The following is a 23300-nucleotide window of genomic DNA, read 5'->3' on the forward strand; positions in this document are numbered from 1 at the left end:
CTCCGGCTGGTACCTCGGGGGCAGAGGTACCAGCCGTCCGTGCTTCCCCGCAACACCGTACGGGTGACGCCAACTGATGCACCGTATAAGGGGACGGGGCAGCCGCTACGTTGCCGATATGCCGCTTCCGAAGGACCTCGACCCGTATGCCAATCCGCGCGCCTTCTACGGCGCCGAGCTCCGCCGCCTGCGCGAGGCGGCTGGACTGTCGCAGAACGAGCTGGGTGAGCGGGTGTTCTGCTCTGGTGCGTACATCGGGATGTTCGAGGCGGCGGAGCGACAGCCGCAGGAGGAGATCTCGCGGGGGCTGGACGAACTCCTTGGCAGTGGTGAGCACTTGCAGCGGCTGTGCCGACTGGCGCGGACGTCGAAGGTGGCGGGGTACTTCGCGGACGCGGCGGAGCTCCAGCAACGCGCCGTCTCCATCGCGGAGTACTCGCCCATGGCAGTCCCGGGGCTGTTGCAGACCGAGCAGTACGCGCGAGCGCTGACACGTACGGCTCAGCCTTACGCATCGAGCGAGGTCGTCGACAACCATGTCCGAACCCGCATGGAACGCGGAGAACTGCTCGACTCCCCCACGGCGCCCGTCCTCTGGGTCATCATCCACGAGGCGGCGCTCCGCGTTCCGTTGGGTGGGCCCGCCGTCATCGCCGAGCAGCTCGACCACCTTCACGCACAAGGCAGTGAGCGCCCGCGTGTGGTGGTCCAGGTGCTGCCGTTCGCAGGGGCAAGTCCCCTGCTGCACGGACCGGTTACCCTGATGCACTTCTCCGACGCCCCTCCCGTCGCCTACACGGAGTCCGCGTACAGCGGTCAACTCGTGGAGGACCCTGGGCTGGTGGAGCAATTCTCCTGCGCATACGATCTGGCCAGGGCTTCCGCGTTGTCCCCGGAGGCATCACTGTCCCTCATCAAGTCGGCTGCGAAGGGCTATGCGTCAGATGTTCACCTCTCGTGACATGTCCTCGGTAGCGTGGCGCAAGTCCTCGTACAGCAACGGGGACGGCGGAAACTGCGTCGAGGTCGCCGACGGCGTCCCCGGCCTCGTGCCCGTGCGCGACAGCAAGACACCCGACCGCACCCCACTCACCTTCTCCGCCGTGCGGTGGTCCCAGTTCGTCGATGCGCTGAGGTGCGGCTCCCTCTGAGTACCGGCGCGTCACTCCTGGCCGGACGGCCTCCGCTGGACGTTCACCGTCACCTGGACGCCACCGGCGACGGCACCGCCCGCGACTCCGACGGCCGCTGCGGCCTCGGCGTGGCCGGTGAGCGCCAGGACGACCGTGGCGACGCCTGAGCACAGGCCGGTGGCGGCAGTCAGCCAGGCCGGGATTCGGGCGTCCGTTCCGGGTACCGCCGGAGGGCGGGTGCTGGAGGTCATCGGGGTGTCTCCGTCCGGTCCAGGCGTGCGCTGACGGCCTGTTCCAGGGTGAGGCCGTCCGACGCGTCTGCGGGTTCCAGGAAGGCGTGGATCACGGCCAGGGCGACCGTGCCCATGAGTGAGCTCTCCCGTTCCCGGTCGACGACCCGGGCCCCCGGGTCGCCGATGGAGCGCAGGATCACGCCGTCCGTGGCGGCGGACAGGGCGTTGGCGAGGTCGTCGAGGTCGAGCCCGGCGCGCAATCGCAGGCCGCGTGCCTGGAGGACGTCGGCGTAGACGTGTTTCCAGGAGGAGAGGTAGCCCCGGTACGTCTCGGTGAGCGCCCGCTGGACCGTGTCGTCGCCGTCGGCGAGCGCCATCAGGACGAGGCTGAGCCGGACCGACGGCATACGGGCGCTCTCCGCCGTGTGCTGGTAGGCCGTCTCGTGGACGGCCTCCACGAAGTCCTCGCCGGTTACCAGCCTCCGGGTGGTGGCTGCCCGCTGCTTCAGATAGCCAGGATGGTAATTCGCGGGCCACATAGCGAAGTTGATCAGGTCGGCGACGAAGTCGGACTGTGAGCGCCAGGTGGTCCGCAGCCTCGGTACACCGCCCCGGGAGATGAACGGGGGCGGGTTCTCCGCCGCTGCCGCCGCGACCGCCCGCTGGGACAGGAAGCCCAGCAGCGGACGTTCAAGGGCGTGCGCGTTCCCGGCGGCGGCGCTCCGTAAGGCACCCGGCCCCAGGTGCTGCTGGATCAGCCGCATGCCCGCGGCCAGGTAGCCGGCGGTACTCAGACTGTTGGCGAGCTTCTTCCGGCCGGTGGCCGTGATTCTGCTGAGATGCCGCAGGACGTGGGAGATGTCCTGGTCGTAGGGGTAGGGCAGATGTGCCTTGTGCGAGATGTGCGGCTCGTTGGAGTTGTTCACCACTCGATGCTGACGTCGTGTCCCGGTCGGCACCAGGTGCGCACCTGCGCGAAATCCTCCGGCTCCTCAGCGTTCAGAGGTGCTCAGGGACGTTCACGGGCGGGCCGGTCGAGCCGGAGGCGGCCGCGGAGTTGGTGGGCGGCGTACGGCGCTGCCTGGAGGGCGAGACCGACCGCGCCCATGAGGGTCGCTGCGAGCGCGGCGCCCGGGTGTTCTTCGGCGATCCGTTGGCCCTGGATCACGGAGAAGGCGGAGCCGATGGCCATGACGGCGGTGGACGACACCCCCGCGATGGTGCTGGGGAAGCGGGACATGCGGCGCGCCTCGGCTCCCGAGCCGGGCAGCAGACTCGGGCCGAGCGCCGGCCCCTTGGGCCACAGTGCCTTGCCGCTCAGCCGGCGTTCGGACACGGTCAGCCCGGCGGCGCGGCGCAGGCGTGACCAGCCGTCGGCCCCTGCCGCGCCGCCGAACCAGAGGTCCCACGGGAACACGGCCCGCACCTGCTCCCCCGGTCCCCTGAGCTCCACCCCGAGTGGGACGCCGGTGCGGTCGTTCACCCGGACCAATGCGGTCACGGCGTGCGGGCCGGTCAACGGGAACCAGTACTCCTGCCCGCCGAGGTCCCGCAGTACGAGGTCGCGCTCCTGTACCCGGAGCACGGTGTCCCGGCAGAATCTGACCGTGGCGCCGAGTGCCGGATCCGGTGCGGGGCTCACATGTGCGCGGATGACGGGGTCGCAATGCCGCAGGCTCCACCAGGTCGCGGCCCGCAGCGCCAGCCGTGCGACCGGTGCGACGAAGGCGGCAGTGGCCAGCAGCAGGACGGCCCAGGCGGCCTCGGTGTCCGAGAAGAGGACGGCGGTGAAGGCGGCGAACCACACCGTGCCGGCCACGGCCCGCACAGCCCAGTACCAGTACGGGAACGCGCTGCCCGGCCCGAGTGCGGCGCCTCCGCCCCGGGCCACCAGCGGATCGTTCCTGTCGCGCACCACGTGCAGGGGGATGTCCGCCGCTGCCAGCAGGGCCTTCACTCCCGCCCGCTGGAGGAGTTGCTCGCCCTGCAGCCACCGTCGGGGCAGCGCGGGTGACTCGGGCAGCCAGTCCTCGACGTCGAACCGGCCGATGAGTGCCCCGTCCCGGTCCTGCAACTGGATCTCGCCCCATGAGCCGGGCAGGGCGGGCCCCATGCGCGTGCGGTCGTCGCCGGGGATGTCGACGAACACGGCCCGGGTGATGCCCGTACCGCCCACCGGATGGCGGACCGTGCGGCGGGGCGTACGCAGCACCAGGGCGCCGTCCTGCGCGTAGAGCCGCGAGACGTGGCACAGGCCGAGGCCTGGTCCGCGTGAGGCGGCGGGCCTGAGGGCGTGCTCGGGAACCCGCGCCCCCGGTTCGGGTATCGGCGCCCCCCGCGTTCCACAGGCCCTGCTCGGAGGGGTGTTGGCGCTGGACTTCACACGACTGACCGTATCGCGGTGCGGAGCGGTGGCACCGGTCTCCCTTCCTCCCGGCCGGTGCCCCGGAGGCGGCGGACCACCGTCCGAGCGGTGCCCGCCGCTCGGGGCCGGGTGTGACCGGTGTCCTCTACCATCGGTGCATGAGCGAGGAATGGGCCTGGCTGGAGGAGCGGCCGGTCTTCACCACCCACGGGGAGAAGGGTGGGAGCGTCACCCGGGTGCCTCCCGGTGCGGCGCTCGCGCGGCTGACGAGCGGATTCGTGCTCCTCGTCGCAGGTTTCGCCGTCAGTCTCGGGCTCACGATCGCCGGTTTCGGGCTCGTGTTCGCCTCCCGTGCGGAGACCGGTGGCGGCACGGGATGGTGGTGGCTCGTGCTGGGTGTCCCGGCGGCCGTCGTCGCGCTCATCACCTTCTCCGGGACCTTCACGACCGGCACCGAACTCATCATGCGAGGCAACGCACGCAACCTGGTCATGTTCGCCGGCGTGCTCTGCGGCGTCGCCATCGGGCTGGGCGGCCTTGCGCTCCGGTGGTCGTGGCGCGCGAGCGACATCCGGCTCCATCCGGAGGCGTTCGACTACCCCGGCTGGAACGACCACCAACGCTTCAACAGTGAACTCCTCGCCGTCGGGGCCGTCTTGGCGGCCGTCGCAGGCCTGGTCCTGGCGGTACTCGCCGTCCGGAGCGTGCGCCGGGCGCGGCGTGACGTCGAGCGCATCCTCCACCTGCGGCAGACCGCGCCCCGCAGTCCGGGCGTCGTCGCGAAGCTTCCCGATCCGCGCAGCTGGAACGGCGGCGGGGATGTACCGATCCGCTACGACGACGAGCACGGCCGGCACGAGATCCGCGTACGGGTCAACACCACCGCCGGGAAGATCCCCGTGCCCGGCACGCACGTCATCGTGTTCACCGGCCCGGACGGCGACCTACTGGTGGAGATCGACCCGGAGCACGCGCTCGAATACCACCCGGACAACCGCCCCTACGAGTCGAGTTCGAGCATGGGCGGAAACTGAGCGAGGGCCCGGCTCACGCCTCAGTGACCGCGCACGTGCAGGCCGAACCCCTGGCGACCCGGCGCCTCCAGGCCTTCCTTCAGTCGCAGTGACGGGATCTCGTAGTCACCGAAGTTCTGGCGCCGGAAGGCGATCGGCTCGATCGTCTCCAGTGTCAGCAGCCGCTCCTCCCAGGCCTTCGCCGCGTCCGCGAAGGCTCCGCCGCTGATCCTGTCGGTGCCGTACAGCACGAACGGCGGCAGCACTTCGATGCCCGGGTAGTACAGGATCCCATGGTGGATCGGGAACAGCAGGTCCTCGATCGGGCCGTTGATCCCGCGGTCCGTGTAGTGGGACTCGGGGCCGCCGACGGTCACCGACAGGATCGCCCGGCGGCCCTGGAGCGTGCCCTCGCCGAAGCGATCGCCGTACCGCGTCTCGTCGTGGACGCCGACCCCGTACGCGAAGTGGAAGGAGAACACCCGGTCCACCCAGCCCTTGAGGATCGCCGGCATCGTGTACCACCACATCGGGAACTGGAAGATCACCGTGTCGGCCCACAGCAGCTTCTGCTGCTCGACGGCCACGTCGGGCGTGAGCTCGCCGGCATCGTACGCACCGGCCGAACTCCGTACGACCCGGAGCGGGTTGGTGGCGTGCTCGCCGAAGTCCGCGGCGTCCACCACGGCCTTCCAGTTCATCGCGTACAGGTCGCTGACCCGTACCTCGTGCCCGGCGGCTTCGAGAGTGGAGACGGCGATGTCCTTGAGCGAGCCGTTCAACGAGCGGGGCTCCGGGTGGGCGTGGACGATGAGCGTCTTCATGGCTGTTCCTTTCCTGCCGGTCCTTCCGGCGAGGTGTGTCGCCACAGATGCTCGGCCGCCCGGTCCCATGTCGTACAGGGTCGGCCTCTTCCGTCGGACGGGACTTCCTGGTAACGCCAGGACCACCCTCACCTGCCCGGCCGAGGCCCATACTGGGGACATGGACGACCTCGCGGGCTTCCTGCGGATCCGGCGTTCCCGGGTCGACCCGGCCTCCGTCGGCATCCCCGTCGACAGCCGCCGCCGGGTCGAAGGGCTGCGCCGCGAAGAGGTCGCGCATCTGTCCGGGGTCAGCGTCGACTACTACGTACGCCTTGAGCAGGGCCGCGCGACCCAGCCGTCCGGGCAGATCCTCGACGCGCTCGCACGTGTTCTCGGCCTCGACGAGACCGAACGCGGCCACCTGCACCGGCTCGCGCGGCAGCGCCGCAGCCGGGCGAAGACACCGGGCGGGCGGGTACGGCCGGAGCTGCTGCGTGTCCTCGGCCTGATCCCCGACGCGCCCGCGCTGATCATGGACCACCGCCTGGACGTGCTCGCCGGGAACCGCCTGGCCGGGGCCCTCTACGGCCGGCCCGTGCCGGGCATGAACACCGCACGGCACATGTTCCTCGACGAGGCCGAGCGCGGCCTCTACGCGGACTGGGAGACGTGCACACTCGACGTGGTCGGGCATCTGCGGCTGGCCGCGGGCAAATACCCCGATGACCCCCGACTGGCCTCGCTCATCGGCGAATTGGCCATGGGAAGCGAGCGCTTCCGCCGCCTCTGGGCCCGCGCTGACGTGCGCGCCCGTACCCATGGACGTAAGGCGTACATGCACCCGCTGGTCGGGCTGCTGGAACTGCACCAGGAGAACTTCGCACTGCCGGGCGAATCAGGCATGGAACTGCTGGTGCTGTCCGCGGCCCCCGGCAGCCCCGCCGAGGACAGGCTGCGCCTGCTCGCGAGCCTGGGTGCGGACAGCACCGACGCGCATCCCACGGTGGGCGACCGGGTCAGCGAGTAACTCAGCGACGCTCGCCCGCCGCCCGCTGGGTCAGACCGTCGAGGATGAGGGCGAGGCCCGCCTCGAACGCCGACTCGTGATCGATCACCGGTACGTCCTCCGGTAGCTCCGCGGCGTTGCCCGAGTCGGGGTCCGCCTGCTCCTCCAGGACGCTGCCGACCGTGAAGCGCCCGGCCGCCAGCATCGCCGTCTGCGCGTCCCGCTCGGGAACGCCGGAGGTGACGAGGAAGGCCAGCTTGCGGCGGATCCGGTCGAGGTCGCCGGTGGGGACGGTGCCGGCGTGCAGCCGTGCGCCGTCCCGGCGCGCCAGCAGGGTGTTCCTGAAGCTGCGCGTGTTCTCCAGGAACCAGTCGCGCCAGTCGTCGCCCGGCTCGGGCAGCGGGGATGCCGCGTGGGGCGCCATCGCCGCTTCCGCCATGGCGGCCAGGAGGTCCTTCTTGGTGCGGAAGTGCCAGTAGAGCGACGGCTGCTCGACGCCCAGGCGCTTGGCCAGCTGCCGCGTGCTGACGGCGTCCAGGCCGACGTCGTCGAGCAGGCGGAGCGCCTCGGTGATGACGGTCTCGCGGTTCATCTTGGTCACGTTGACAATCTATCGCTGATAGATGACGCTGAAAAGCGGGACCATTCACCGATAGATTCTGGTCACGGACATGGATATGGACACAGGCATGGACACAGGCACGGGCGCAGGCGCCGACACAGGCGCAGGCAAGGGCGCAGGCCCGGGAAAGCGGCCCCTGCGGGTCCTCGTCGCCGGTGGCGGGATCGCCGGGCAGGCCCTGGCCTTCTGGCTCACCCGGGGCGGCCACCGGGTGACCGTCGCCGAGCGCTTCCCCGCCCTGCGGGCCACCGGCGCCCAGGTCGACCTGCGAGGACAGGGCATCGAGGCCATCAGCAGGATGGGGCTCCTCGACGCCGTGCGCGGCGCGCTCGTGGACGAGGCGGGTGTCGCCTTCGTCGACGAGCGCGGCAGGGCCAGGGCGACGATCCTGGCCAACACCTCAGGGAAGGGCCGCCAGACCCTGACCTCCGAGTACGAGATCATGCGCGGCGATCTGGTGCGCATCCTCAACGACGCGACGAAGGACGACACCGAGTACGTCTTCGGCACGAGCGTGGACAGCTTCGAGCAGGATGAGCGCAGGGTCGTCGCGCAGTTCTCCGACGGTTCGTCCGGAGAGTTCGATCTCCTGATCGGCGCGGACGGACAGGGGTCACGCATCCGGCGGGCGCTGCTGCCGCAGGACTTCGATCCGTACTGGCGCGTCGGCATTCACATGGCCTACTGGTTCGTCCCGCGCATCGCCTCCGACAGCAACATCCGGGACACCTACATGGCTCCGGAAGGCCGCCAGATCATGCGCCGCAGCCACAACCCGACCGAGACCCAGGCGTACTTCGTGATGCGCGAGGAATCCGATGAGGCCTCCGCGATCCACCGTGCGCCCATCGAGCGGCAGCAGGAGTTCTGGGCCGACCGTTTCCGCGACGCGGGCTGGCAGACCGGGCGTTTCATCGAGGGCATGGGGACGAGCCCGTTCTTCTACTCCCAGGAGATCGTCCAGGTCCGTACGGACACCTGGCACAAGGGCCGCGTGGCACTGGCCGGCGACGCCGCGCACTGCGCCTCCCCCTACAGCGGCATGGGCGTCTCGGGCGGCCTGGTCGGCGCCCATGTCCTGGCCGGTGAGATCAACCGCCACCCCGGCGACCTGCCGACCGCCCTGGCGAACTACGACAGGATGCTGCGGCCCTTCGTCGACCGGATCCAGGGCGAGGTCAACCCGCGGCTGCTGCGACTGGGCATGCCGATGACGCGGCGCGCCATAGGCGCCTTCCAGGCCACCACCGCGCTCGCCTGTTTCCTCCGCGTCCCCGAACTCGCAGCACGCCTCTCCCGGGAGGACCGCGGCGGGGACTGGCAGCTCCCGGCAGACCCGGCACCGGTCGGCACCGCGCCGTCATCGGGCAAGCACGTCACCTCTCGGCTCGAAGATCGGAGACCTGCATGAACGTGCCGGACCACCACAGCTCGCGCCCGGGAGACGGCCCCGTGTGGGGCAGGCGGGACTTCCTCGGCCGGACGGCCGGGGTCGCCGCAGGCGCGGCGTTCGCAGGCGCCCTTGCCTCCGAACCGGCGTCCGCGTCTCAGACATCGGGCGAACCGGCCTCCGCTTCACCGACCCCCGCTGCGCCGACCTCCGCTTCACCGGCGGCGTTCGAGGCCCGGCCGGTGCGGACCGAGTCCGGCCTGGTGTCCGGAGTCCCCGGCGCACGGCACGGTGTCACCGCGTACAAGGGCATCCCGTACGCCGCTTCCACCGCGGGCGAGAACCGTTGGCGTGCACCCAGACCCGCCCCGGCCTGGAAGGGCGTACGCAAGGCCGACACCTTCGGCGACGCGCCCCCTCAGGCCGGCAGCGGTTTCGCGATGAGCGAGGACTGTCTGAACCTCAACGTGTGGACGGGCGCGTCGAACCCGGGTGCGCGTCGCCCGGTGTACGTCTGGCTGTACGGCGGCGGCTTCTCCGGAGGGATGGGCTCGGACCCGCTCTTCGACGGCTCGACGCTGGCGGGCAAGGGCGTGGTCGTGGTGACCATCAACTACCGCCTCGGCGCACTGGGTTTCCTCTCCACGCCGGAGCTGAGCCGGGAGTCCGGCCATGACGCCTCGGGCAACTACGGCCTGCTGGACCAGATCGCGGCACTGAAGTGGGTGCGGCGCAACATCCGGGCGTTCGGCGGCGACCCGGACCAGGTCACGGTGGGCGGCCAGTCCGCCGGAGCCGGCTCAACGGACCTGCTCTCCATCTCCCCGCTGGCGACCGGCCTCTTCCGCAGGGCTGTCGCCCAGAGCCAGGTGCGCTTCCCCAGCGACCCCGAACTGCGCTATCTCGGCACATCGCACCGTAAGAAGTCCGTCGCCGAACAACAGGGTGCCTCCTACGCGGCGGACCACGGGGCAACGACCCTGGCCGAACTGCGTGCACTGCCGTGGCAGGACATCAACGACGCCGCCACGCTCAAGGACGAGACGGTCGACACCGGGACCGTCGCCAAACCACCGCTGTTCCGGCCCGTGATCGACGGCTGGGTGCTTCCTCTCAACGCACGTACTTCTGGACCCACCGTCCGCCCGGAGCCGACCACGACCTGCGCGGCGCCTACCACGGCTCCGAGATCGCCTACTTCTTCGGCAACCTTCACCCGGCCGACCAGGGATGGACCGACGAGGACCGGGAGACGGCCGACATCATGTCGTCGTATCTCGCCCACTACATCACCAAGGGCGACCCCAACGGCCCAGGGCTGCCCGAGTGGCCCGTACACGCCCCTGATTCACCGACGGTGATGGAGGTGGGCGAGCACTACGGGCCGATACGGGTCGCCCCGGCCCGCCGGCTCGACTTCTGGAAGCGGTACTTCGCCACGCAGGATGCCTGGTAGAAGGGCGGCCCGCGTCGGGGGCCCGTCGGCGGTATCCGTGATCTGTCGGCGCCGTGTCGGTGGGAGGTGCGACCTTGGACGGGTCGGTGCTTCCCGTGAGCACACTGCCCCGAAACGCAAGGAGCCTGTCATCGTGTCCTCCGCATCCCGGTGCCGACCGTGGAATGTTCACCGCCTGCCCTCCGCCGAGGCCAAGGTCTTCCTGGTCACCGGAGGTAATGCCGGGATCGGCTACTTCATCGCGGAGCAGCTCGCCTCCACCGGCGCCGTCGTCGTACTCGGCAGCCGGGACGCGGCGAAGGCCGACGCCGCCATGACCTCGATCCGCTCGCGCGTCCCCGGCGCGCACGTGCGGCACCTACAACTGGACGTCGCCGACCTGTCGTCCCAGAAGACCGCCGTGGAAGGGCTGGGCCTCGATCATCTCGACGCGGTGGTCCACAACGCGGGGGTCGCGCTCGACAACCCGCCGCGCCGAGAGACGAAGGACGGTCACGAGCTGATGTTCGGCACCAACCACCTCGGCCACTTCGCGCTCACCCAGTGGCTGGCTCCCCTGCTGCTCGCGGCGCCGGCTGGCCGCATCGTAACGGTGGGAAGCTTCGCGGCACGGTCCGAGCGGCTGGACCTGCGCGACCTGCAGTCGACCCAGGACTACCGGCCCAAGCGCACCTACGGCCGATCGAAGCTGGCGCAGATGTGCTTCGGCTTCGAACTCGATCGCCGCCTGCGCGCCGTCGGCAGCACGGTGCGCAGTGTGGTGGCCCACCCCGGCGGCGCACTGGACTCCCTCACCCCCTCCCGCCCGCCGGTGTGCGTGACCACCCCCGGCGAGCGGCTGCGCGCCCTGCCCGCCGGGCTCCTGGTGCAGGGCAAGGACGCCGGGGCATGGCCCGTCGTCCGCGCCGTCCTCGACCCGGAGGTGCGGGGAGGACAGCTGTACGGTCCGAGGTTCTTCGGCCTGCGTGGCACACCACGGCGTGAGCCCGTCCCCCCTCACATGGCCGACCCGGCCGTCGCCGCCGACCTGTGGTCAACCAGCGGGGAACTGACCGACACCGATGCACACCTCGGCTTCCGGTAGGCGCGGTCCACGCGGGGCTCGGCCCCCGATCGCCCGTCCCGAGCCGTGGACCAGACGCCCCGGACCTCGGCCCTTCGTGACGTCGCGCAATGTTCTAGTGACCTGAGTCAGAGGTTTGGCGTTAGTTGGTTATGAGTCGTCCAGGGCCGAAGATTCCGCCGTTGTCACTGACCGATGCTCAGCGGGCTGTGCTGGAGGGCTGGGTGCGTCGGCGGACGACCGCGCAGGCGCTGGCTCAGCGGTCACGGATCGTGCTGGAGTGCGCGGACGGTCACTCGATCATGGAGGTGTCCCGTCGGCTGCGGGTTGCACCGGACACTGTCCGCACCTGGCGGCGGCGCTTCCTGGAGAACGGCCTGGACGGCTTGTGTGACGAGCCCAGGCCGGGTGTCCCGCGGAAGATTACCGACGCGGATGTGGAACGAGTGATCGTCAGAACGCTCGAGGAGACGCCGAAGAACGCGACACACTGGTCGACGCGCTCGATGGCCGCCGCGACGGGCATGTCGCAGTCGACGGTATCCAGGATCTGGCGTGCGTTCGCTCTGGCCCCGCACCGCTCGCAGACCTTCAAGCTCTCCACCGATCCGTTCTTCATCGACAAGGTCCGCGACGTCGTCGGCCTCTATCTCGACCCGCCGGAGAAGGCTCTGGTTCTCTGCGTGGACGAGAAGTCGCAGATCCAGGCCCTGGACCGGTCCCAGCCGGTCCTGCCGATGATGCCCGGGGTTCCCGAGCGCCGCAGCCACGACTACATCCGCGCCGGCACCACCACTCTCTTCGCCGCCCTGGAAGTCGCGACGGGCAAGGTGATCGGATCGCTCCACCGCCGCCACCGGGCCGTCGAGTTCAAGAAGTTCCTGGCCAAGCTCGACAAGGAAGTCCCGGCCGGCCTTCAGGTCCACCTGATCCTCGACAACTACGCGACGCACAAGACACCGGCGGTCAAGAAGTGGCTGCTGGCACACCCGCGCTTCCACCTGCACTTCACACCTACCAGCGCGTCGTGGCTGAACCTGGTCGAGCGGTGGTTCGCCGAACTCACACAGAAGAAACTCAAGCGCGGAGTACACCGCTCCGTCCAAGCCCTCGAACGCGACGTCCGGGCCTGGCTGGCCGACTGGAACGACCAACCCAGGCCCTTCATCTGGACCAAGTCGGCCGACGAAATCCTCGACAAAGTCGCCGCCTACTGCCACCGAATCTCTGACTCAGGTCACTAGTTGTTGTTTCCCATTTCCTTGTTGAAGGCGTTCCCGAACTGGCGCATGTATTGGGTGGTGGCACCGACGCGCTGCTGCAGTCCGACGCGGGTTGCGACGTCCACGCTGGTGGCGACCCTCGTGCCCTCCGAGGGGGACTTTGCGTGTTCGGCGCTCCAATACGCGTACTCCTGCTCAGCGATCGCCTTGTGCGCGGCCTTGGCACGCGGATCGTCGTTGGGGATCTTGTACAACTCCTTAAACGCGGGATTGGCGAAGACCTTGTCGATTTCTCGCGAGCCGTGCTCACCGGCCACCGTCTTGATTCCGTCGATGGCATCGGCGACACGTGCACCGACCGTGTCCTGCCCTTCGAGGCCCTCCTCCTTGAGCACGCCGCGAATGTGCTGGATGGCCTTTTGGCGCGGAGCACCCGGCGCTACCGTGTCGCTCCTCAGGCTGAAGAGGCCCGCTGCTGCACCGATCTGCTTCTTGATCTCCTCCATCCGCTGCACCGGTGGCGCTTCACCGGTACGCGGCGCCTCGGCCGTGTCTCGCAAGGCCTCGTCCCTCCGCATGGCTCGGCTCACCGGTACGGGCCCGGACATCACGCGGCTCGCGTTCGCCTCAGCCTCGCGCTCGAACCGGTCGGAAGGATCACTGACGCGCAGCCCGTTGCCGTCGTCCGTACCGGCCACCGGCCCTGAACGCTGCTGGATGACGTGGGTCAGTTCGTGAGCGAGTGTCCGCTTGTCCTCGCCGCCGCTTCCGATGACCACGTGGCTGCCCGAAGTGTAGGCGTGCGCTCCTATCTCCGCCGCGGATGAACTCGCGGCACTACCGGTGTGGACGCGGACATCGGAGAAGTCGGCATCGAGTCGCGCCTCCATCTCGACCCGGGTGGTCGCGTCCAGGGGAGTGCCACTCTCGCTCAGGACTTTGTGAACGGCGGAGCGCTGGATCGGCGACTGGTCCTTCCCGTGACCACAGCCCGCGTCGTGCTGGTGCTGCTCCTGGGCCCGCAAGTGTCCGCTCTGGTGGAGCAACTGGACGACGGCGGCGTTTCCGGCGGCACGCTGCAGCCCGAGGAGCCCCCCGAGCGGTGTGCCCTTGCGCGGCGCCTTGAAGCCCGGGGCGTTCCGTCGGCCGTCTTCGGCCCGGAGGCCGCTGTCCTTGGCTGAAGCGTGCATGATGCTCTCTCCGCAGTGAGGGGTCGTCCATTCTCTTTCTACACGGTTGCGTTACCGGGGAGCCAGAAGCCTATTGACCAGAGCCTCGTCGGGTTCACTCGTCGAGGGTGTACCGGACGTGCGGGGCTTTGAGGTAGCCGGTGATGACGTGAGGGTGGCGTTACCGCCGGTGGAAGAACCTGCGGGTCCGGGCGGCGAGTTCGGTCCGGTTCCCGGCCAGGTGGGCGTGGGGCAGGCTGCGCTTGAGATCGGCGTTGCCGAGCTCGTCCGGGTTCGGCTCGGGTGAGTACGAGGGCGGGAAGTGGAGTTCGGCCTCGTCCTGGCGGTCGGCGATCAAGCCGCCGAACGCCACTTGCGGACGTGCTGGGCCCGGGAAAACGCCCTGATGGTGTCCTCAAACGGCCTCCGAAAACGGCCTCCGAGTCGGGCGTGAGGAGCCGGCTGGGTGTGCACCGTCGAAGGCAGGCGTGGGCCGGCCGTCAGTGGATGGCGTCGAAGAGGCGTTCCGGCAGGGCCACGTTCAGCGCTGTGACCACCGGCTTGCCGTGTTCTGTGCCCAGGCGTGAGACCGCGCCCGTGGCGAGTTGGAAGAGTTCGCCGCTTGCCGGTGTCAGCCGTAGGTAGCGGGCGATCAGGACGCGCAGGAAGTGGGAGTGGGCGACCAGCGCGATGTCCGCCTCGCCCAGTCGGGAGGCCGCTGCCCTGGCCTCTGCCAGGATGCGGTCCGCACGGTCGCCGACCTCCTGGGGGCTCTCCCCCGGGTGCTCCGTGGGGCCGGGGGCTACGCCGTCGGTCCAGAGGTTCCAGTCGGGACGGGTGCGGCGGATGTCGACCGTGGCGATGCCCTCGTACGCCCCGTAGTCCCACTCCCGTAGGTCCGGCGTCTCGCGGGGTGCGGTCAGGCTCGCCAGTTCGGCGGTGCGGCGGGCGCGGAGGTAGGGGCTGACCAGGGTGAGCCCGATCTCGCGTTCGGCGAGGAGCGGTACGAGGGCGCGGGCCTGGCGCTCCCCGAGCTCGGTGAGGGGCAGGTCGGTCCAGCTCGTGTGCTGGCCGGACCGGGACCACTCGGTCTCGCCGTGCCGGATCAGGATCAACTCACCCATGGGATGCTTCCGCTCTCTGCGCTGTGCTGCTGGTGCTTACGTGCCACTGGGGCAACCTGTCTGCCCACGATCGCATTCCGTCCGGTCCCGCGCAGAGTGGTGACCTGGGACATGGCGGGGCATGAGGGCGAGCGGCGAGTATGAGCCGATGCGCATCTCCGAGACGGAACGGACCGGCTCGGGCCACAGCTCCGGCCCCGCCCCCGGTCCCGATTACGGCCCCGGCCCCACGCTGGCGCAGCTCCTCGCGCTGGTAGCCGCCGGGACGCTCGACGTCGTCGTGGCGCCCTGCGGTACGGATGTGCCGGTGTCCGACGTGGTACTGCACGACCCGGGCGAGGAGAGGGACGAGAGGACGTGGGCCGTCACCGGGCTGGTCCTGCTCGTGGTCGGGGTCGAGGCCGCGTCGCCCGAGGCGGTCGACGTGCTGCGTGCCGCCGACCGTGCCGGGGCTGCGGCCGTGGTGATGCGGCGCGGCACCCGGGGGCCACGGGCGGCTCTGCTGGAGGCCGCGGAGCGGGGGCGTACGGCCTTGCTGACCCGGGGGTCAGGACAGGGGTGGACCGATGTGCTCGGGCGGTTGCGGACGGCCCTGGTGCACAGCGTCCCGGACCGGTTCGCTGGTGCGACCGGGGTGGCCGGGACGGACCGGGTGGACGGGCTGCGGCTGGGTGATCTGTCGGGGCTGGCCAACACCGTGGCGGACCTGGTCGGCGGCGCGATCACGATCGAGGACCCGCAGTCGCGGGTCCTGGCGTACTCGCGTATGGACCATGAACCCGATCCGATGCGCAGGCTCACGATCCTCGGCCAGGAGGTACCCCGCTGGCGGGTGGTCGAACTGCGCGAGAGCGGCTTCTTCCAGGCCCTGTGGAACACCGACGACGTGGTGCGGCTGCCCGCCGACGAGCGGTACGCCGAGCGGCTGGCCGTCGCGGTGCGGCACGGGTCCGAGGTGCTCGGCTCGATCTGGGCCGCCGCCGACGGGCGGCCACTGGCCGAGGACGCGGTCGCGGCGCTCGCGACGGCGGGCCGTGCCGCGGTCCCGCATCTGTCGCACCACAGGACATGGGGCCGGGCCGCCGCCTGGGCGCGCGAGGGCGCGGTGCGCGCGCTTCTGGCGGGAAACCCGGAGGCGGCCTACGACGTGGGAATCGCCCGGGACCGGCCGCACGCCGTGATGGTGGCGGAGGTGCACGAGGGTCGCGAGAGTGTGCCCGGTGACGCCGGTCAGCGGGTGCTCGACGTCCTCGCGTTGCAGGCCGCCGCCTACCGTCCGGGGTGCGTGACCGCCCGTTCGGGGCAGCGGCTGTACGCCGTGGTGCCGGCCCTGGACCGTGAGACGGACCCCGCGCGCACTCTGCTGGCCACGGTCCGCTCCGCACACGGCGGCGGAGTACCGGGCAGCGTGGTCTTCGCCGGGGCCGGGCCCGTCGTGGCTGACCTGGCGGAGCTGCCCGCATCCCGCGACGCCGCCGAGCTGGTGGTACGGGTGCTGAGGGAGCGGGCCACCCGTCGGCCGGCCGCTGGGGCCGGATCAGCGGCGGCGGTGGCTGTGGCTGTGGCGTCGTACGAGGATGTGGTGGCCGAGGCCTCGGTCCTGCGGCTGCTCGACCGGGTGGAGCCGCTGTGGGGCGCGATGCAGGGCCCGGTGCACGCGATGGTGGAGCACGACCGGGCGCACGGCTCGCGGTACGGCGATTCGGTCGCCGCGCACCTGGACGCCTTCGGGGACACGGCCGCTGCCGCGCGGCGCCTCAACGTGCACCCCAACACGCTGCGGTACCGGCTGCGCCGGGCCCGGGAGCTGTTCGGAGTCGACCTGGCCGATCCGGCCGTGCGGCTCCTGGCGGACGTCGGACTGCGCCTGGGCCGACGTCCGCCAGGGTGAGCACCGCGCCTTAGACCGTCCGGCACATGGTGGGTGGAAGAAGGAGCGGAGCTGGGTGCGTGCAGCTGCAAGGCGGAGGATTGAGGCAACGCGGAGCGATTGGGGTCTCCCCTGGTCGAGCGAAGCCGAGACCTCGGGGAAGATTGACGACAACGCCGCAGATGCGCGTGCCCAGCTCCGCGACGCCACCCACCATGTGCCGGACGGTCTTATTCATGATCATTCAGTTGTGGGGCCGGACAGGTGTACCGGTCAGGCCTGGTGGTGGCTGACGAAGACGTGCCGGGCCTCGCGCACCGAAGCTGTTCACGACGCCCCGCGACCGGACGAGCGCGGCGCACGAGCACAACCACAAGCAACGAGCACGAGCACGAGCCACCTCACGTAGGAGTGTGTATCAGGTGACATCCGATTCGGCCTCTCGACGCGAGCGCGCCCGCGAGGCGGCGCTCGCCCGCGCCGTCGATGAGGGCCTGCTCGGCCCCGGCTCGCCCCTGGTCGGTCTGCTCGACGTCGACGGGGTGCTGGCAGCGGTGGACGCGCTGAACGAGGCGTTCGACGGGCCGGCCACCGTCCACCACACGTTCGCGGCCAAGGCGTGCGGCCTGGTGCCGGTCCTGCGGTTGCTCGCCGAGGCCGGGATGGGCTGCGAGGTGGCATCGCCCGGCGAGCTGGAACAGGCGCTGGCAGCCGGTTTCAGCCCCGACCGGCTGGTCTTCGACAGTCCCGCGAAGACGGTCGAGGAGCTGGAGTACGCGCTGGAGCACGGCATCGCGATCAACCTGGACAACTTCCAGGAGCTGGAGCGCGTCGACCGCCTGCTGGCCGGCCGCGAGCCCGCCGGACCGATCGGACTGCGGGTGAACCCCCAGGTCGGCGCAGGCGCCATCGGTGCGATGAGCACCGCGACCGCGACGTCCAAGTTCGGCGTCGCCCTGCGTGACCCGGGGGCCGTGGACGCGGTGATCGACGCCTTCACCCGGCGCCCCTGGCTCAACCGTCTGCACGCGCACGTCGGCTCGCAGGGCTGCCCTCTGCCGCTCATCGCCCAGGGGGTCAGCGCCGCGTACGAGCTCGCGGAGCGGATCAACGACCGGCTGGGCCGGGCCAGGATCACCGGCCTGGACATCGGCGGCGGCCTGCCCGTCAACTTCGACAGCGAGGACGACGACCCCACGTACGCCGACTACGTCGCCGCACTGCGCGACGCCGCCCCTGGGCTCTTCGACGGCCGCTACACCCTCGTCACCGAGTTCGGCCGCTCGCTGCTGGCGAAGAGCGGCACCATCGCCTCGGTCGTCGAGTACACCAAGTCCGCCGGCGGCCGGCGGATCGCGGTCACCCACGCCGGAGCCCAGGTGGCCACCCGCACGGTGTTCATGCCGGACGCCTGGCCCCTGCGGGTCGGGGTGTTCGATGGCGCGGGCCGCCCCAAGGACGGGCCGCTCCAGGTCGTGGACATCGCGGGACCGTGCTGCTTCGCCGGGGACCTGACCGCGACGGCACGCGAACTCCCGGCGATCGAGCCCGGGGACGTGGTGGCTCTGTACGACACCGGGGCGTACTACTTCTCCTCGCACTTTTCGTACAACTCACTGCCCAGACCTGCCGTATACGGCTATCGGACGCACTCCCCCGGACAGGTCGGCCTCGCCACGGTCCGCGAGGCCCAGAGCGTGCGCGAAGTCGTCGAGGAGAGCGGCCTCTCCCACGCGGGCGCCCTCGTGGCGCTGTGTGCGGACGGCCCGGAGCGAGAGACGAAGGAGCAAGGAACGAAGAAGGAGGTGGCGGAGTGAAGCGTGTCCTCATATCCGCCGACATGGAAGGGGCGACGGGCACCGTCTCCCCCGCGGACGTCGCAGCGGGGACACCCCGCTACGAGCGTTTCCGCCGTCTGCTCACCCAGGACGTCAACGCCGCCGTCGCCGGGTTCGCCGAGGGCGGCGCGGACGAGATCGTCGTCAACGACGCGCACTGCGGCATGGACAACGTCCTCATCGAGGAACTCGACCCGCGCGCGGTCCTGATCGTCGGCCGGCACAAACCCCTCGGCATGATGGAGGGTCTTGAGGACGGCATCGACGCGGTGGCGTTCGTCGGTTACCACACCGGTGCGGGCGAACAGGGCGTCCTCGCGCACACCTACCTCTCGCACAGCATCCTCGGCGTCCGTATCGACGACGAGCCCGTCGGCGAGGGCCGCTTCAACGCTCTGGTCGCCGCCGAGGCGGGCGTGCCGGTCGTTCTCGTCACCGGCGACGACGTGACCTGCCGCGAGGCATCCGCATACGCCCCCGGCTGCCGGACCGTCGCCGTGAAGAGGGCGATCTCCCGGCACGCCGCAGTCTGTCGCACCCCGTCCGTCACGACGGCCGACATCCGCCGCGAGGCCGCCGAGGCCCTCTCGGCGCCCCCACCACGCCCCACCCCGCGTCCCGCACCGCACACGGTGGAGGTCGACGTGGACAGCCCGCACCTCGCGGACCGGGCGAGCGCGCTGTCCGGAGTCGAACTGTCCGGCCCCCGGACCATCCGCACCCACACCCCTGACGCCGTGACGGCACTGCGCCGCTTCCGGGCGCTCAGCTGGGTGATCGGCGGCGGTCGCGAGGGGGACTGGACCTGAGGACCCGGCGGCCCGGCGGCCCGGATCCGTGCCGCCCGGTCGCGAATCCTCGACGGCGCCCCGCACCGCCACGAGGGGTTTCCACCTCCCCGTACGGCGTCGCCCTGTACACCGTTGCCCATGACTGGAGCTGCCATGACTTCTTCCGTACCGCAGAGAGAGCCGCAGGCAGAACCGCAGACTCCTCGACCCGAGCTCAGCCGGTCCCTGCGCAACCGCCATATGTCGATGATCGCGATCGGCGGCGCGATAGGCGCCGGACTGTTCGTGGGCAGCGGATCCGTGATCAAGACGGCGGGGCCCGCCGCGATCGTCTCCTACTGCCTCGCCGGCGCACTCGTGCTGTGCACCATGCGGATGCTCGGCGAGATGGTCGTGGCGAAGCCGTCATCGGGCTCCTTCGCCGACTACGCCCGTACCGCCATCGGGCCGTGGGCGGGCTTCACCATCGGATGGCTGTACTGGTACTACTACGTCATCATCGTGGCCGTGGAGGCCGTCGCGGGTGCCGCGATCCTGCACGCGTGGATCGGGCTGCCGCTCTGGGTGCTGGCCATGGGCCTGATGGTCGTGATGACCGCGACCAACCTGCTCTCCGTGAAGTCCTTCGGCGAGTTCGAGTTCTGGTTCTCCTCCGTCAAGGTCGCCGCGATCGTGGCCTTCCTGATCGTCGGCGGTCTCTACGTCTTCGGCGGCTGGCCGGGCTCGTCCTTCGACTTCTCCAACCTGACCGCGCACGGCGGCTTCGCGCCGAACGGGTTCACCGCGATCTTCTCCGCGATCGTCGTGGTCATCTTCGCGTTCGGCGGAGCCGAGATCGTCACCATCGCCGCTGCCGAGAGCAAGGAGCCCGAGCGTTCGGTGGCCCGTGCCACCACCGGGATCATCTGGCGGATCATCCTCTTCTACGTCGGCTCGATCGTCCTGGTCGTCACCATCGTGCCGTGGGACAGCGCCAAGGTCCTGGCCAGCCCGTACGTCGCGGCCTGGAACATCATCGAGCTGCCCGGTGCGGGCGTCGTGATGGACGTCGTCATCCTCACGGCCGTCCTGAGCGTGCTCAACTCCTCGGTCTACGTCTCCTCGCGGATGCTGCGGGCGCTCGCCACCCATGGGGACGCCCCCGCCTGGCTGGTGGCGACGAACAAGCGCCGGGTGCCCGACCGCGCGATCCTGGCCGGAACGGTCGTCGGCTGGATCTCGGTACTCCTGGCCTATCTGTCCCCGGACACCGTCTTCACCTATCTCGTGAACTCGTCGGGCGCCGTCGCCATCTTCATGTACCTCATGATCGGTGCGTCCCAGCTGCGCATGCGACGCCGCCTGGAGCGTGAGGAGCCCGAGCGGCTGACCCTGCGTATGTGGCTCTTCCCGTACCTCACCTGGGTGGTCATGGCCGGCTTCGCGGCGGTGCTGGTGGCCATGGCCGTCATCGCCGACCAGCGCACCCAACTGCTGACCAGCCTGGGCAGTCTGGCTGTCGTCCTCGTCGCGTACGCGGTCCGCAGGGCACGGGGCAGCAGCCCGGCACGCGCCGAGGATGCACCGGTGCCCGCGGCACCCACCCGCTGACACCGCCGAGCACCGCGCCACCCTCCCACCCGCCGACACCACCGCACACCGGACCGCCCGCCCCTCGACAGCAGGGGCGGGCGGTCCGGTACTCGTACAAGCGGTGTCAGGCCTGCTCGCCCACCACCGTGACCGTGTACGGCCGGTCCGTGTCCACGGTGACGCGGACCTCACCGCCCTCGCGGACCACCTCGTACGTCGCCGCCACCGCGCCCGTGCGGTCGGGGACGGTCACCGTACGGGTGAAGTCGCCCGTGCCCGCCGGGGCGAACACACGCAGCTCCAGGTCGTCGAGCCACTCGCCGTCCGGGCGGCTCTCGTCCGCGCCGAGCGCCAGGACCGCGCCCTGGCGCACCAGCAGCGGCAGGCTGTCGAAGCCATGGGTCTCCTGGCGCCAGACGGGGCCCGTGACCGTGTCGCCGGTCAGCAGGTGGGTCCAGGTGCCCTCGGGCACGTAGTACTCGACGTGGCCGTCCTCGGTGAAGACCGGGGCGACCAGGACGTCCGGGCCCAGCAGGTACTCGCGGTCCGCGGTGCGGGCCGTCGGGTCGTCCGGGAACTCCAGCAGCAGCGGGCGCATCGTGGGGACGCCCGTACGGTGCGCCTCGACGGCAGCGCCGTACAGGTACGGCATGAGGCGGTGCTTGAGGCGGGTGAACTGCCGGGCCACGTCCACCGCCTCCTCACCGAACTCCCACGGCACCCGGTACGACGAGGAGCCGTGCAGCCTGCTGTGCGAGGAGAGCAGGCCGAAGGCGAGCCAGCGCTTGAAGACCGCCGGGTCGGGGGTGCCCTCGAAGCCGCCGATGTCGTGGCTCCAGAAGCCGAAGCCGGACAGCGACAAGGAGAGACCGCCGCGCAGGGACTCCGCCATGGCCTCGAAGGAGGACCAGCAGTCGCCGCCCCAGTGCACCGGGTACTGCTGGCCGCCCGCGGCTGCCGAGCGGGCGAAGAGCACGGCCTCGCCCTGTCCGCGCTCCGTCTCAAGCAGCTCGAAGACGGCCTTGTTGTAGAGGTGCGTGTAGTAGTTGTGCATGCGCTCCTGGTCGGAGCCGTCGTGCCAGACGACGTCCGTGGGGATGCGCTCGCCGAAGTCCGTCTTGAAGCCGTCGACGCCCTGGTCGAGCAGGCCCTTGAGCTTGCCCTGGAACCAGGCGGTGGCCTCGGGGTTGGTGAAGTCCACCAGCGCCATGCCGGCCTGCCACTTGTCCCACTGCCAGACGTCGCCGTCCGGGGTGAGGACGAAGTAGCCCTTGCGCACCCCTTCTTCGTACAGGGCGCTCTTCTGCCCGATGTACGGGTTGATCCAGACGCAGATCTTCAGGCCCTTGTCCTTGAGCCGGGCGATCATGCCCTCCGGGTCGGGGAAGACGGCCGGGTCCCACTCGAAGTCGCACCACTGGTACTCGCGCATCCAGAAGCAGTCGAAGTGGAAGACGCTGAGCGGGATTCCGCGCTCGGCCATGCCGTCGACGAAGGAGGTGACGGTGGCCTCGTCGTAGGACGTGGTGAAGGAGGTGGTCAGCCAGAGGCCGAACGACCACGCCGGAGGGAGGGCGGGGAGGCCGGTGAGGGCCGCGTAGCGGGAGAGGACGTCCTTCGGGGTCGGGCCCGCGATGACGAAGTACTCGAGCGTCTGGTCCTCGACGCTGAACTGCACCTGCCCCACGGCCTCGGAACCGACCTCGAAGGAGACCTTGCCCGGGTGGTTGACGAAGACGCCGTAACCACGGGACGAGAGGTAGAACGGGATGTTCTTGTAGGCCTGTTCGCTGCTGGTGCCGCCGTCGGCCTGCCAGATGTCGACGGCCTGGCCGTTCTTCACGTACGGCGTGAAACGCTCGCCCAGACCGTGGACGGTCTCGCCGACGCCCAGGGCGAGCTGGGCGAACATGTGGTGGCTGTTGTCGTCGTCGACCGTGGCGAACGCGCTGCCCTTCCGGCCTGCGGACGTCAGGAGCCGGCCGTCCCCGTCGAGGAACTCCAGGCCGAAGGCGCCTTCGGTGGGCAGCCGCAGGGTGAGCGGGCCGCTGGTCAGCTCGGCGGCCGTGCCCCGGGTACGGGTGGTGGCGACGGGTCCTGTTGCGGCGCCCGGGAGCTCGAAGTCGGGGCCCTTGCGCCGCTTGCCGGCGTGGTGGGTCAGGCGCACCGCGATGACGCCGTCGGCGGGGGCGTGGGCCTCCACGGTGATCAGCGGAGCGTTCAGAGTGTCGCCGCGGCGCTCGACGCGCTTGACGGCGGCGTAGGCGGCGAGGCGGTCCTCGTCGAGGCGGATGTCGCGGACTTCAGTGGCGTAGGAGGCATGCACACCACTGCGCATCTGCCAGAAGCCGTCGGTGAACTTCATGGGGGTCCGTTCCTGTGGGGTCCTGATTTTGATCGTACACAAAACAAATGCTTTTCGAAGCGCTTCGACGATCACCGCAGAGGATTCGGAACCCACCCCTCCGGGGGTCGGTGGACGCCCCGAAGTCCGCCATGATTCCCCTACGTGACATGCATGTCACAGACATGGTCTAGAAACAAACGCCACGATGCCGTATTAGTACTGTCAGCCAACAAATCGGCCGGACGGCAGCGCAGCCGACGGCCCATGTCGACAAGAGGC

The 23300-nt window shown here is 70.3% G+C and carries 20 protein-coding genes and 2 pseudogenes; 13 read left to right on the forward strand and 9 right to left on the reverse strand.

The window, feature by feature from the left end:
- The first annotated feature begins 118 nt into the window (after window positions 1–118).
- Both OG623_RS06375 and OG623_RS06380 read left to right on the forward strand, forming a co-directional pair.
- Window positions 119–961 (forward strand): Scr1 family TA system antitoxin-like transcriptional regulator, encoded by an 843-nt coding sequence (locus OG623_RS06375; RefSeq protein WP_406145081.1) that lies wholly within the window; start codon window positions 119–121, stop codon window positions 959–961.
- A gap of 1 nt (window position 962) precedes the next feature.
- Entirely contained in the window at window positions 963–1151 is a 189-nt protein-coding gene (locus tag OG623_RS06380; protein WP_406145083.1) for a DUF397 domain-containing protein, read from the forward strand.
- A gap of 11 nt (window positions 1152–1162) precedes the next feature.
- Here the strand turns inward: OG623_RS06380 and OG623_RS06385 are convergent, their stop codons facing one another.
- From OG623_RS06385 to OG623_RS06395, 3 genes are all read right to left on the reverse strand, one after another.
- Window positions 1163–1384 carry a hypothetical protein gene (locus OG623_RS06385; protein ID WP_406145085.1) on the reverse strand — a complete coding sequence of 74 codons (222 nt, stop codon included), beginning with the start codon at window positions 1382–1384 and terminating at the stop codon, window positions 1163–1165.
- Complete coding sequence (locus OG623_RS06390) at window positions 1381–2292, reverse strand: hypothetical protein (protein WP_406145087.1); 912 nt, start codon at window positions 2290–2292, stop codon at window positions 1381–1383. Before OG623_RS06390 ends, OG623_RS06385 begins: the two co-directional genes overlap by 4 nt.
- 83 nt (window positions 2293–2375) lie before the next feature.
- Window positions 2376–3749 (reverse strand): hypothetical protein, encoded by a 1374-nt coding sequence (locus tag OG623_RS06395; RefSeq protein ID WP_406145089.1) that lies wholly within the window; start codon window positions 3747–3749, stop codon window positions 2376–2378.
- A gap of 140 nt (window positions 3750–3889) precedes the next feature.
- Between OG623_RS06395 and OG623_RS06400 the strand changes: the two genes are divergently transcribed.
- Window positions 3890–4765: a hypothetical protein gene (locus OG623_RS06400; RefSeq protein ID WP_406145091.1), complete on the forward strand. Its 876-nt coding sequence runs from the start codon at window positions 3890–3892 to the stop codon at window positions 4763–4765.
- 20 nt (window positions 4766–4785) lie between these two features.
- Here the strand turns inward: OG623_RS06400 and OG623_RS06405 are convergent, their stop codons facing one another.
- The gene (locus OG623_RS06405; RefSeq protein WP_406145093.1) at window positions 4786–5568 is read right to left on the reverse strand and encodes an NAD(P)H-dependent oxidoreductase; all 783 of its coding nucleotides are present in this window, start codon (window positions 5566–5568) and stop codon (window positions 4786–4788) included.
- Between the two features lie 160 nt (window positions 5569–5728).
- On the opposite strand from OG623_RS06405, the gene OG623_RS06410 reads away from it, so the two are divergent.
- The gene (locus tag OG623_RS06410) at window positions 5729–6577 is read left to right on the forward strand and encodes a helix-turn-helix transcriptional regulator (protein ID WP_406145095.1); all 849 of its coding nucleotides are present in this window, start codon (window positions 5729–5731) and stop codon (window positions 6575–6577) included.
- Window position 6578: 1 nt separating this feature from the next.
- Here the strand turns inward: OG623_RS06410 and OG623_RS06415 are convergent, their stop codons facing one another.
- Window positions 6579–7148, reverse strand: coding sequence for a TetR/AcrR family transcriptional regulator C-terminal domain-containing protein (locus tag OG623_RS06415; protein ID WP_406151698.1), 570 nt, complete (start codon window positions 7146–7148; stop codon window positions 6579–6581).
- A gap of 97 nt (window positions 7149–7245) precedes the next feature.
- Between OG623_RS06415 and OG623_RS06420 the strand changes: the two genes are divergently transcribed.
- The 5 genes and pseudogenes from OG623_RS06420 (at window position 7246) to OG623_RS06440 (ending at window position 12331) form a co-directional block, all read left to right on the forward strand.
- Window positions 7246–8589, forward strand: a complete 1344-nt coding sequence (locus OG623_RS06420) for an FAD-dependent monooxygenase (RefSeq protein ID WP_406145097.1) — start codon at window positions 7246–7248, stop codon at window positions 8587–8589.
- A pseudogene (locus OG623_RS06425) lies at window positions 8586–9620 on the forward strand (carboxylesterase family protein); the annotation flags it as partial. The gene OG623_RS06420 and the pseudogene OG623_RS06425, both read left to right, overlap by 4 nt.
- Window positions 9572–9892 (forward strand): annotated as a pseudogene (locus tag OG623_RS06430) (carboxylesterase family protein); the annotation flags it as partial. The pseudogenes OG623_RS06425 and OG623_RS06430, both read left to right, overlap by 49 nt.
- A 265-nt stretch (window positions 9893–10157) precedes the next feature.
- The gene (locus OG623_RS06435) at window positions 10158–11108 is read left to right on the forward strand and encodes an SDR family NAD(P)-dependent oxidoreductase (protein WP_406145099.1); all 951 of its coding nucleotides are present in this window, start codon (window positions 10158–10160) and stop codon (window positions 11106–11108) included.
- A 131-nt stretch (window positions 11109–11239) separates the two neighbouring features.
- The gene (locus OG623_RS06440; RefSeq protein ID WP_406144628.1) at window positions 11240–12331 is read left to right on the forward strand and encodes an IS630 family transposase; all 1092 of its coding nucleotides are present in this window, start codon (window positions 11240–11242) and stop codon (window positions 12329–12331) included.
- Here the strand turns inward: OG623_RS06440 and OG623_RS06445 are convergent.
- The 3 genes from OG623_RS06445 to OG623_RS06455 form a co-directional block, all read right to left on the reverse strand.
- On the reverse strand, window positions 12328–13500 hold the full coding sequence (locus OG623_RS06445) for a DUF4157 domain-containing protein (protein ID WP_406145101.1): 1173 nt from the start codon (window positions 13498–13500) through the stop codon (window positions 12328–12330). The genes OG623_RS06440 and OG623_RS06445 overlap by 4 nt on opposite strands.
- Before the next feature lie 160 nt (window positions 13501–13660).
- Window positions 13661–13837: a hypothetical protein gene (locus tag OG623_RS06450; protein ID WP_406145103.1), complete on the reverse strand. Its 177-nt coding sequence runs from the start codon at window positions 13835–13837 to the stop codon at window positions 13661–13663.
- 142 nt (window positions 13838–13979) lie between these two features.
- Window positions 13980–14603 carry a histidine phosphatase family protein gene (locus tag OG623_RS06455; protein WP_406145105.1) on the reverse strand — a complete coding sequence of 208 codons (624 nt, stop codon included), beginning with the start codon at window positions 14601–14603 and terminating at the stop codon, window positions 13980–13982.
- A gap of 148 nt (window positions 14604–14751) precedes the next feature.
- Between OG623_RS06455 and OG623_RS06460 the strand changes: the two genes are divergently transcribed.
- The 4 genes from OG623_RS06460 (at window position 14752) to OG623_RS06475 (ending at window position 20692) form a co-directional block, all read left to right on the forward strand.
- On the forward strand, window positions 14752–16494 hold the full coding sequence (locus tag OG623_RS06460) for a PucR family transcriptional regulator (protein ID WP_406145107.1): 1743 nt from the start codon (window positions 14752–14754) through the stop codon (window positions 16492–16494).
- Between the two features lie 401 nt (window positions 16495–16895).
- A complete protein-coding gene (locus tag OG623_RS06465; protein ID WP_406145109.1) occupies window positions 16896–18290 on the forward strand; it encodes a diaminopimelate decarboxylase in 1395 nt (464 codons plus the stop codon).
- A complete protein-coding gene (locus OG623_RS06470) occupies window positions 18287–19120 on the forward strand; it encodes a M55 family metallopeptidase (protein WP_406145111.1) in 834 nt (277 codons plus the stop codon). The genes OG623_RS06465 and OG623_RS06470 overlap by 4 nt, the downstream gene beginning before the upstream one ends.
- A gap of 135 nt (window positions 19121–19255) precedes the next feature.
- A complete protein-coding gene (locus OG623_RS06475) occupies window positions 19256–20692 on the forward strand; it encodes an amino acid permease (RefSeq protein WP_406145113.1) in 1437 nt (478 codons plus the stop codon).
- Window positions 20693–20798: 106 nt separating this feature from the next.
- On the opposite strand, the gene yicI is transcribed toward OG623_RS06475, so the two are convergent.
- Window positions 20799–23039 (reverse strand): alpha-xylosidase, encoded by a 2241-nt coding sequence (yicI, locus tag OG623_RS06480; RefSeq protein ID WP_406145115.1) that lies wholly within the window; start codon window positions 23037–23039, stop codon window positions 20799–20801.
- Between the last annotated feature and the right edge of the window lie 261 nt (window positions 23040–23300).

The sequence above is a fragment of the Streptomyces sp. NBC_01012 genome (assembly GCF_045162755.1).
Classification (GTDB): domain Bacteria; phylum Actinomycetota; class Actinomycetes; order Streptomycetales; family Streptomycetaceae; genus Streptomyces.

Coding starts and splice junctions, on each gene's coding strand:
- OG623_RS06375 (WP_406145081.1), top strand. CDS start 119: ATGCCGCTTCCGAAGGACCTCGACCCGTATGCCAATCCGCGCGCCTTC.
- OG623_RS06380 (WP_406145083.1), top strand. CDS start 963: ATGTCCTCGGTAGCGTGGCGCAAGTCCTCGTACAGCAACGGGGACGGC.
- OG623_RS06385 (WP_406145085.1), bottom strand. CDS start 1,384: ATGACCTCCAGCACCCGCCCTCCGGCGGTACCCGGAACGGACGCCCGA.
- OG623_RS06400 (WP_406145091.1), top strand. CDS start 3,890: ATGAGCGAGGAATGGGCCTGGCTGGAGGAGCGGCCGGTCTTCACCACC.
- OG623_RS06405 (WP_406145093.1), bottom strand. CDS start 5,568: ATGAAGACGCTCATCGTCCACGCCCACCCGGAGCCCCGCTCGTTGAAC.
- OG623_RS06410 (WP_406145095.1), top strand. CDS start 5,729: ATGGACGACCTCGCGGGCTTCCTGCGGATCCGGCGTTCCCGGGTCGAC.
- OG623_RS06415 (WP_406151698.1), bottom strand. CDS start 7,148: ATGAACCGCGAGACCGTCATCACCGAGGCGCTCCGCCTGCTCGACGAC.
- OG623_RS06420 (WP_406145097.1), top strand. CDS start 7,246: ATGGACACAGGCACGGGCGCAGGCGCCGACACAGGCGCAGGCAAGGGC.
- OG623_RS06440 (WP_406144628.1), top strand. CDS start 11,240: ATGAGTCGTCCAGGGCCGAAGATTCCGCCGTTGTCACTGACCGATGCT.
- OG623_RS06445 (WP_406145101.1), bottom strand. CDS start 13,500: ATGCACGCTTCAGCCAAGGACAGCGGCCTCCGGGCCGAAGACGGCCGA.
- OG623_RS06455 (WP_406145105.1), bottom strand. CDS start 14,603: ATGGGTGAGTTGATCCTGATCCGGCACGGCGAGACCGAGTGGTCCCGG.
- OG623_RS06460 (WP_406145107.1), top strand. CDS start 14,752: ATGCGCATCTCCGAGACGGAACGGACCGGCTCGGGCCACAGCTCCGGC.
- OG623_RS06475 (WP_406145113.1), top strand. CDS start 19,256: ATGACTTCTTCCGTACCGCAGAGAGAGCCGCAGGCAGAACCGCAGACT.
- yicI (WP_406145115.1), bottom strand. CDS start 23,039: ATGAAGTTCACCGACGGCTTCTGGCAGATGCGCAGTGGTGTGCATGCC.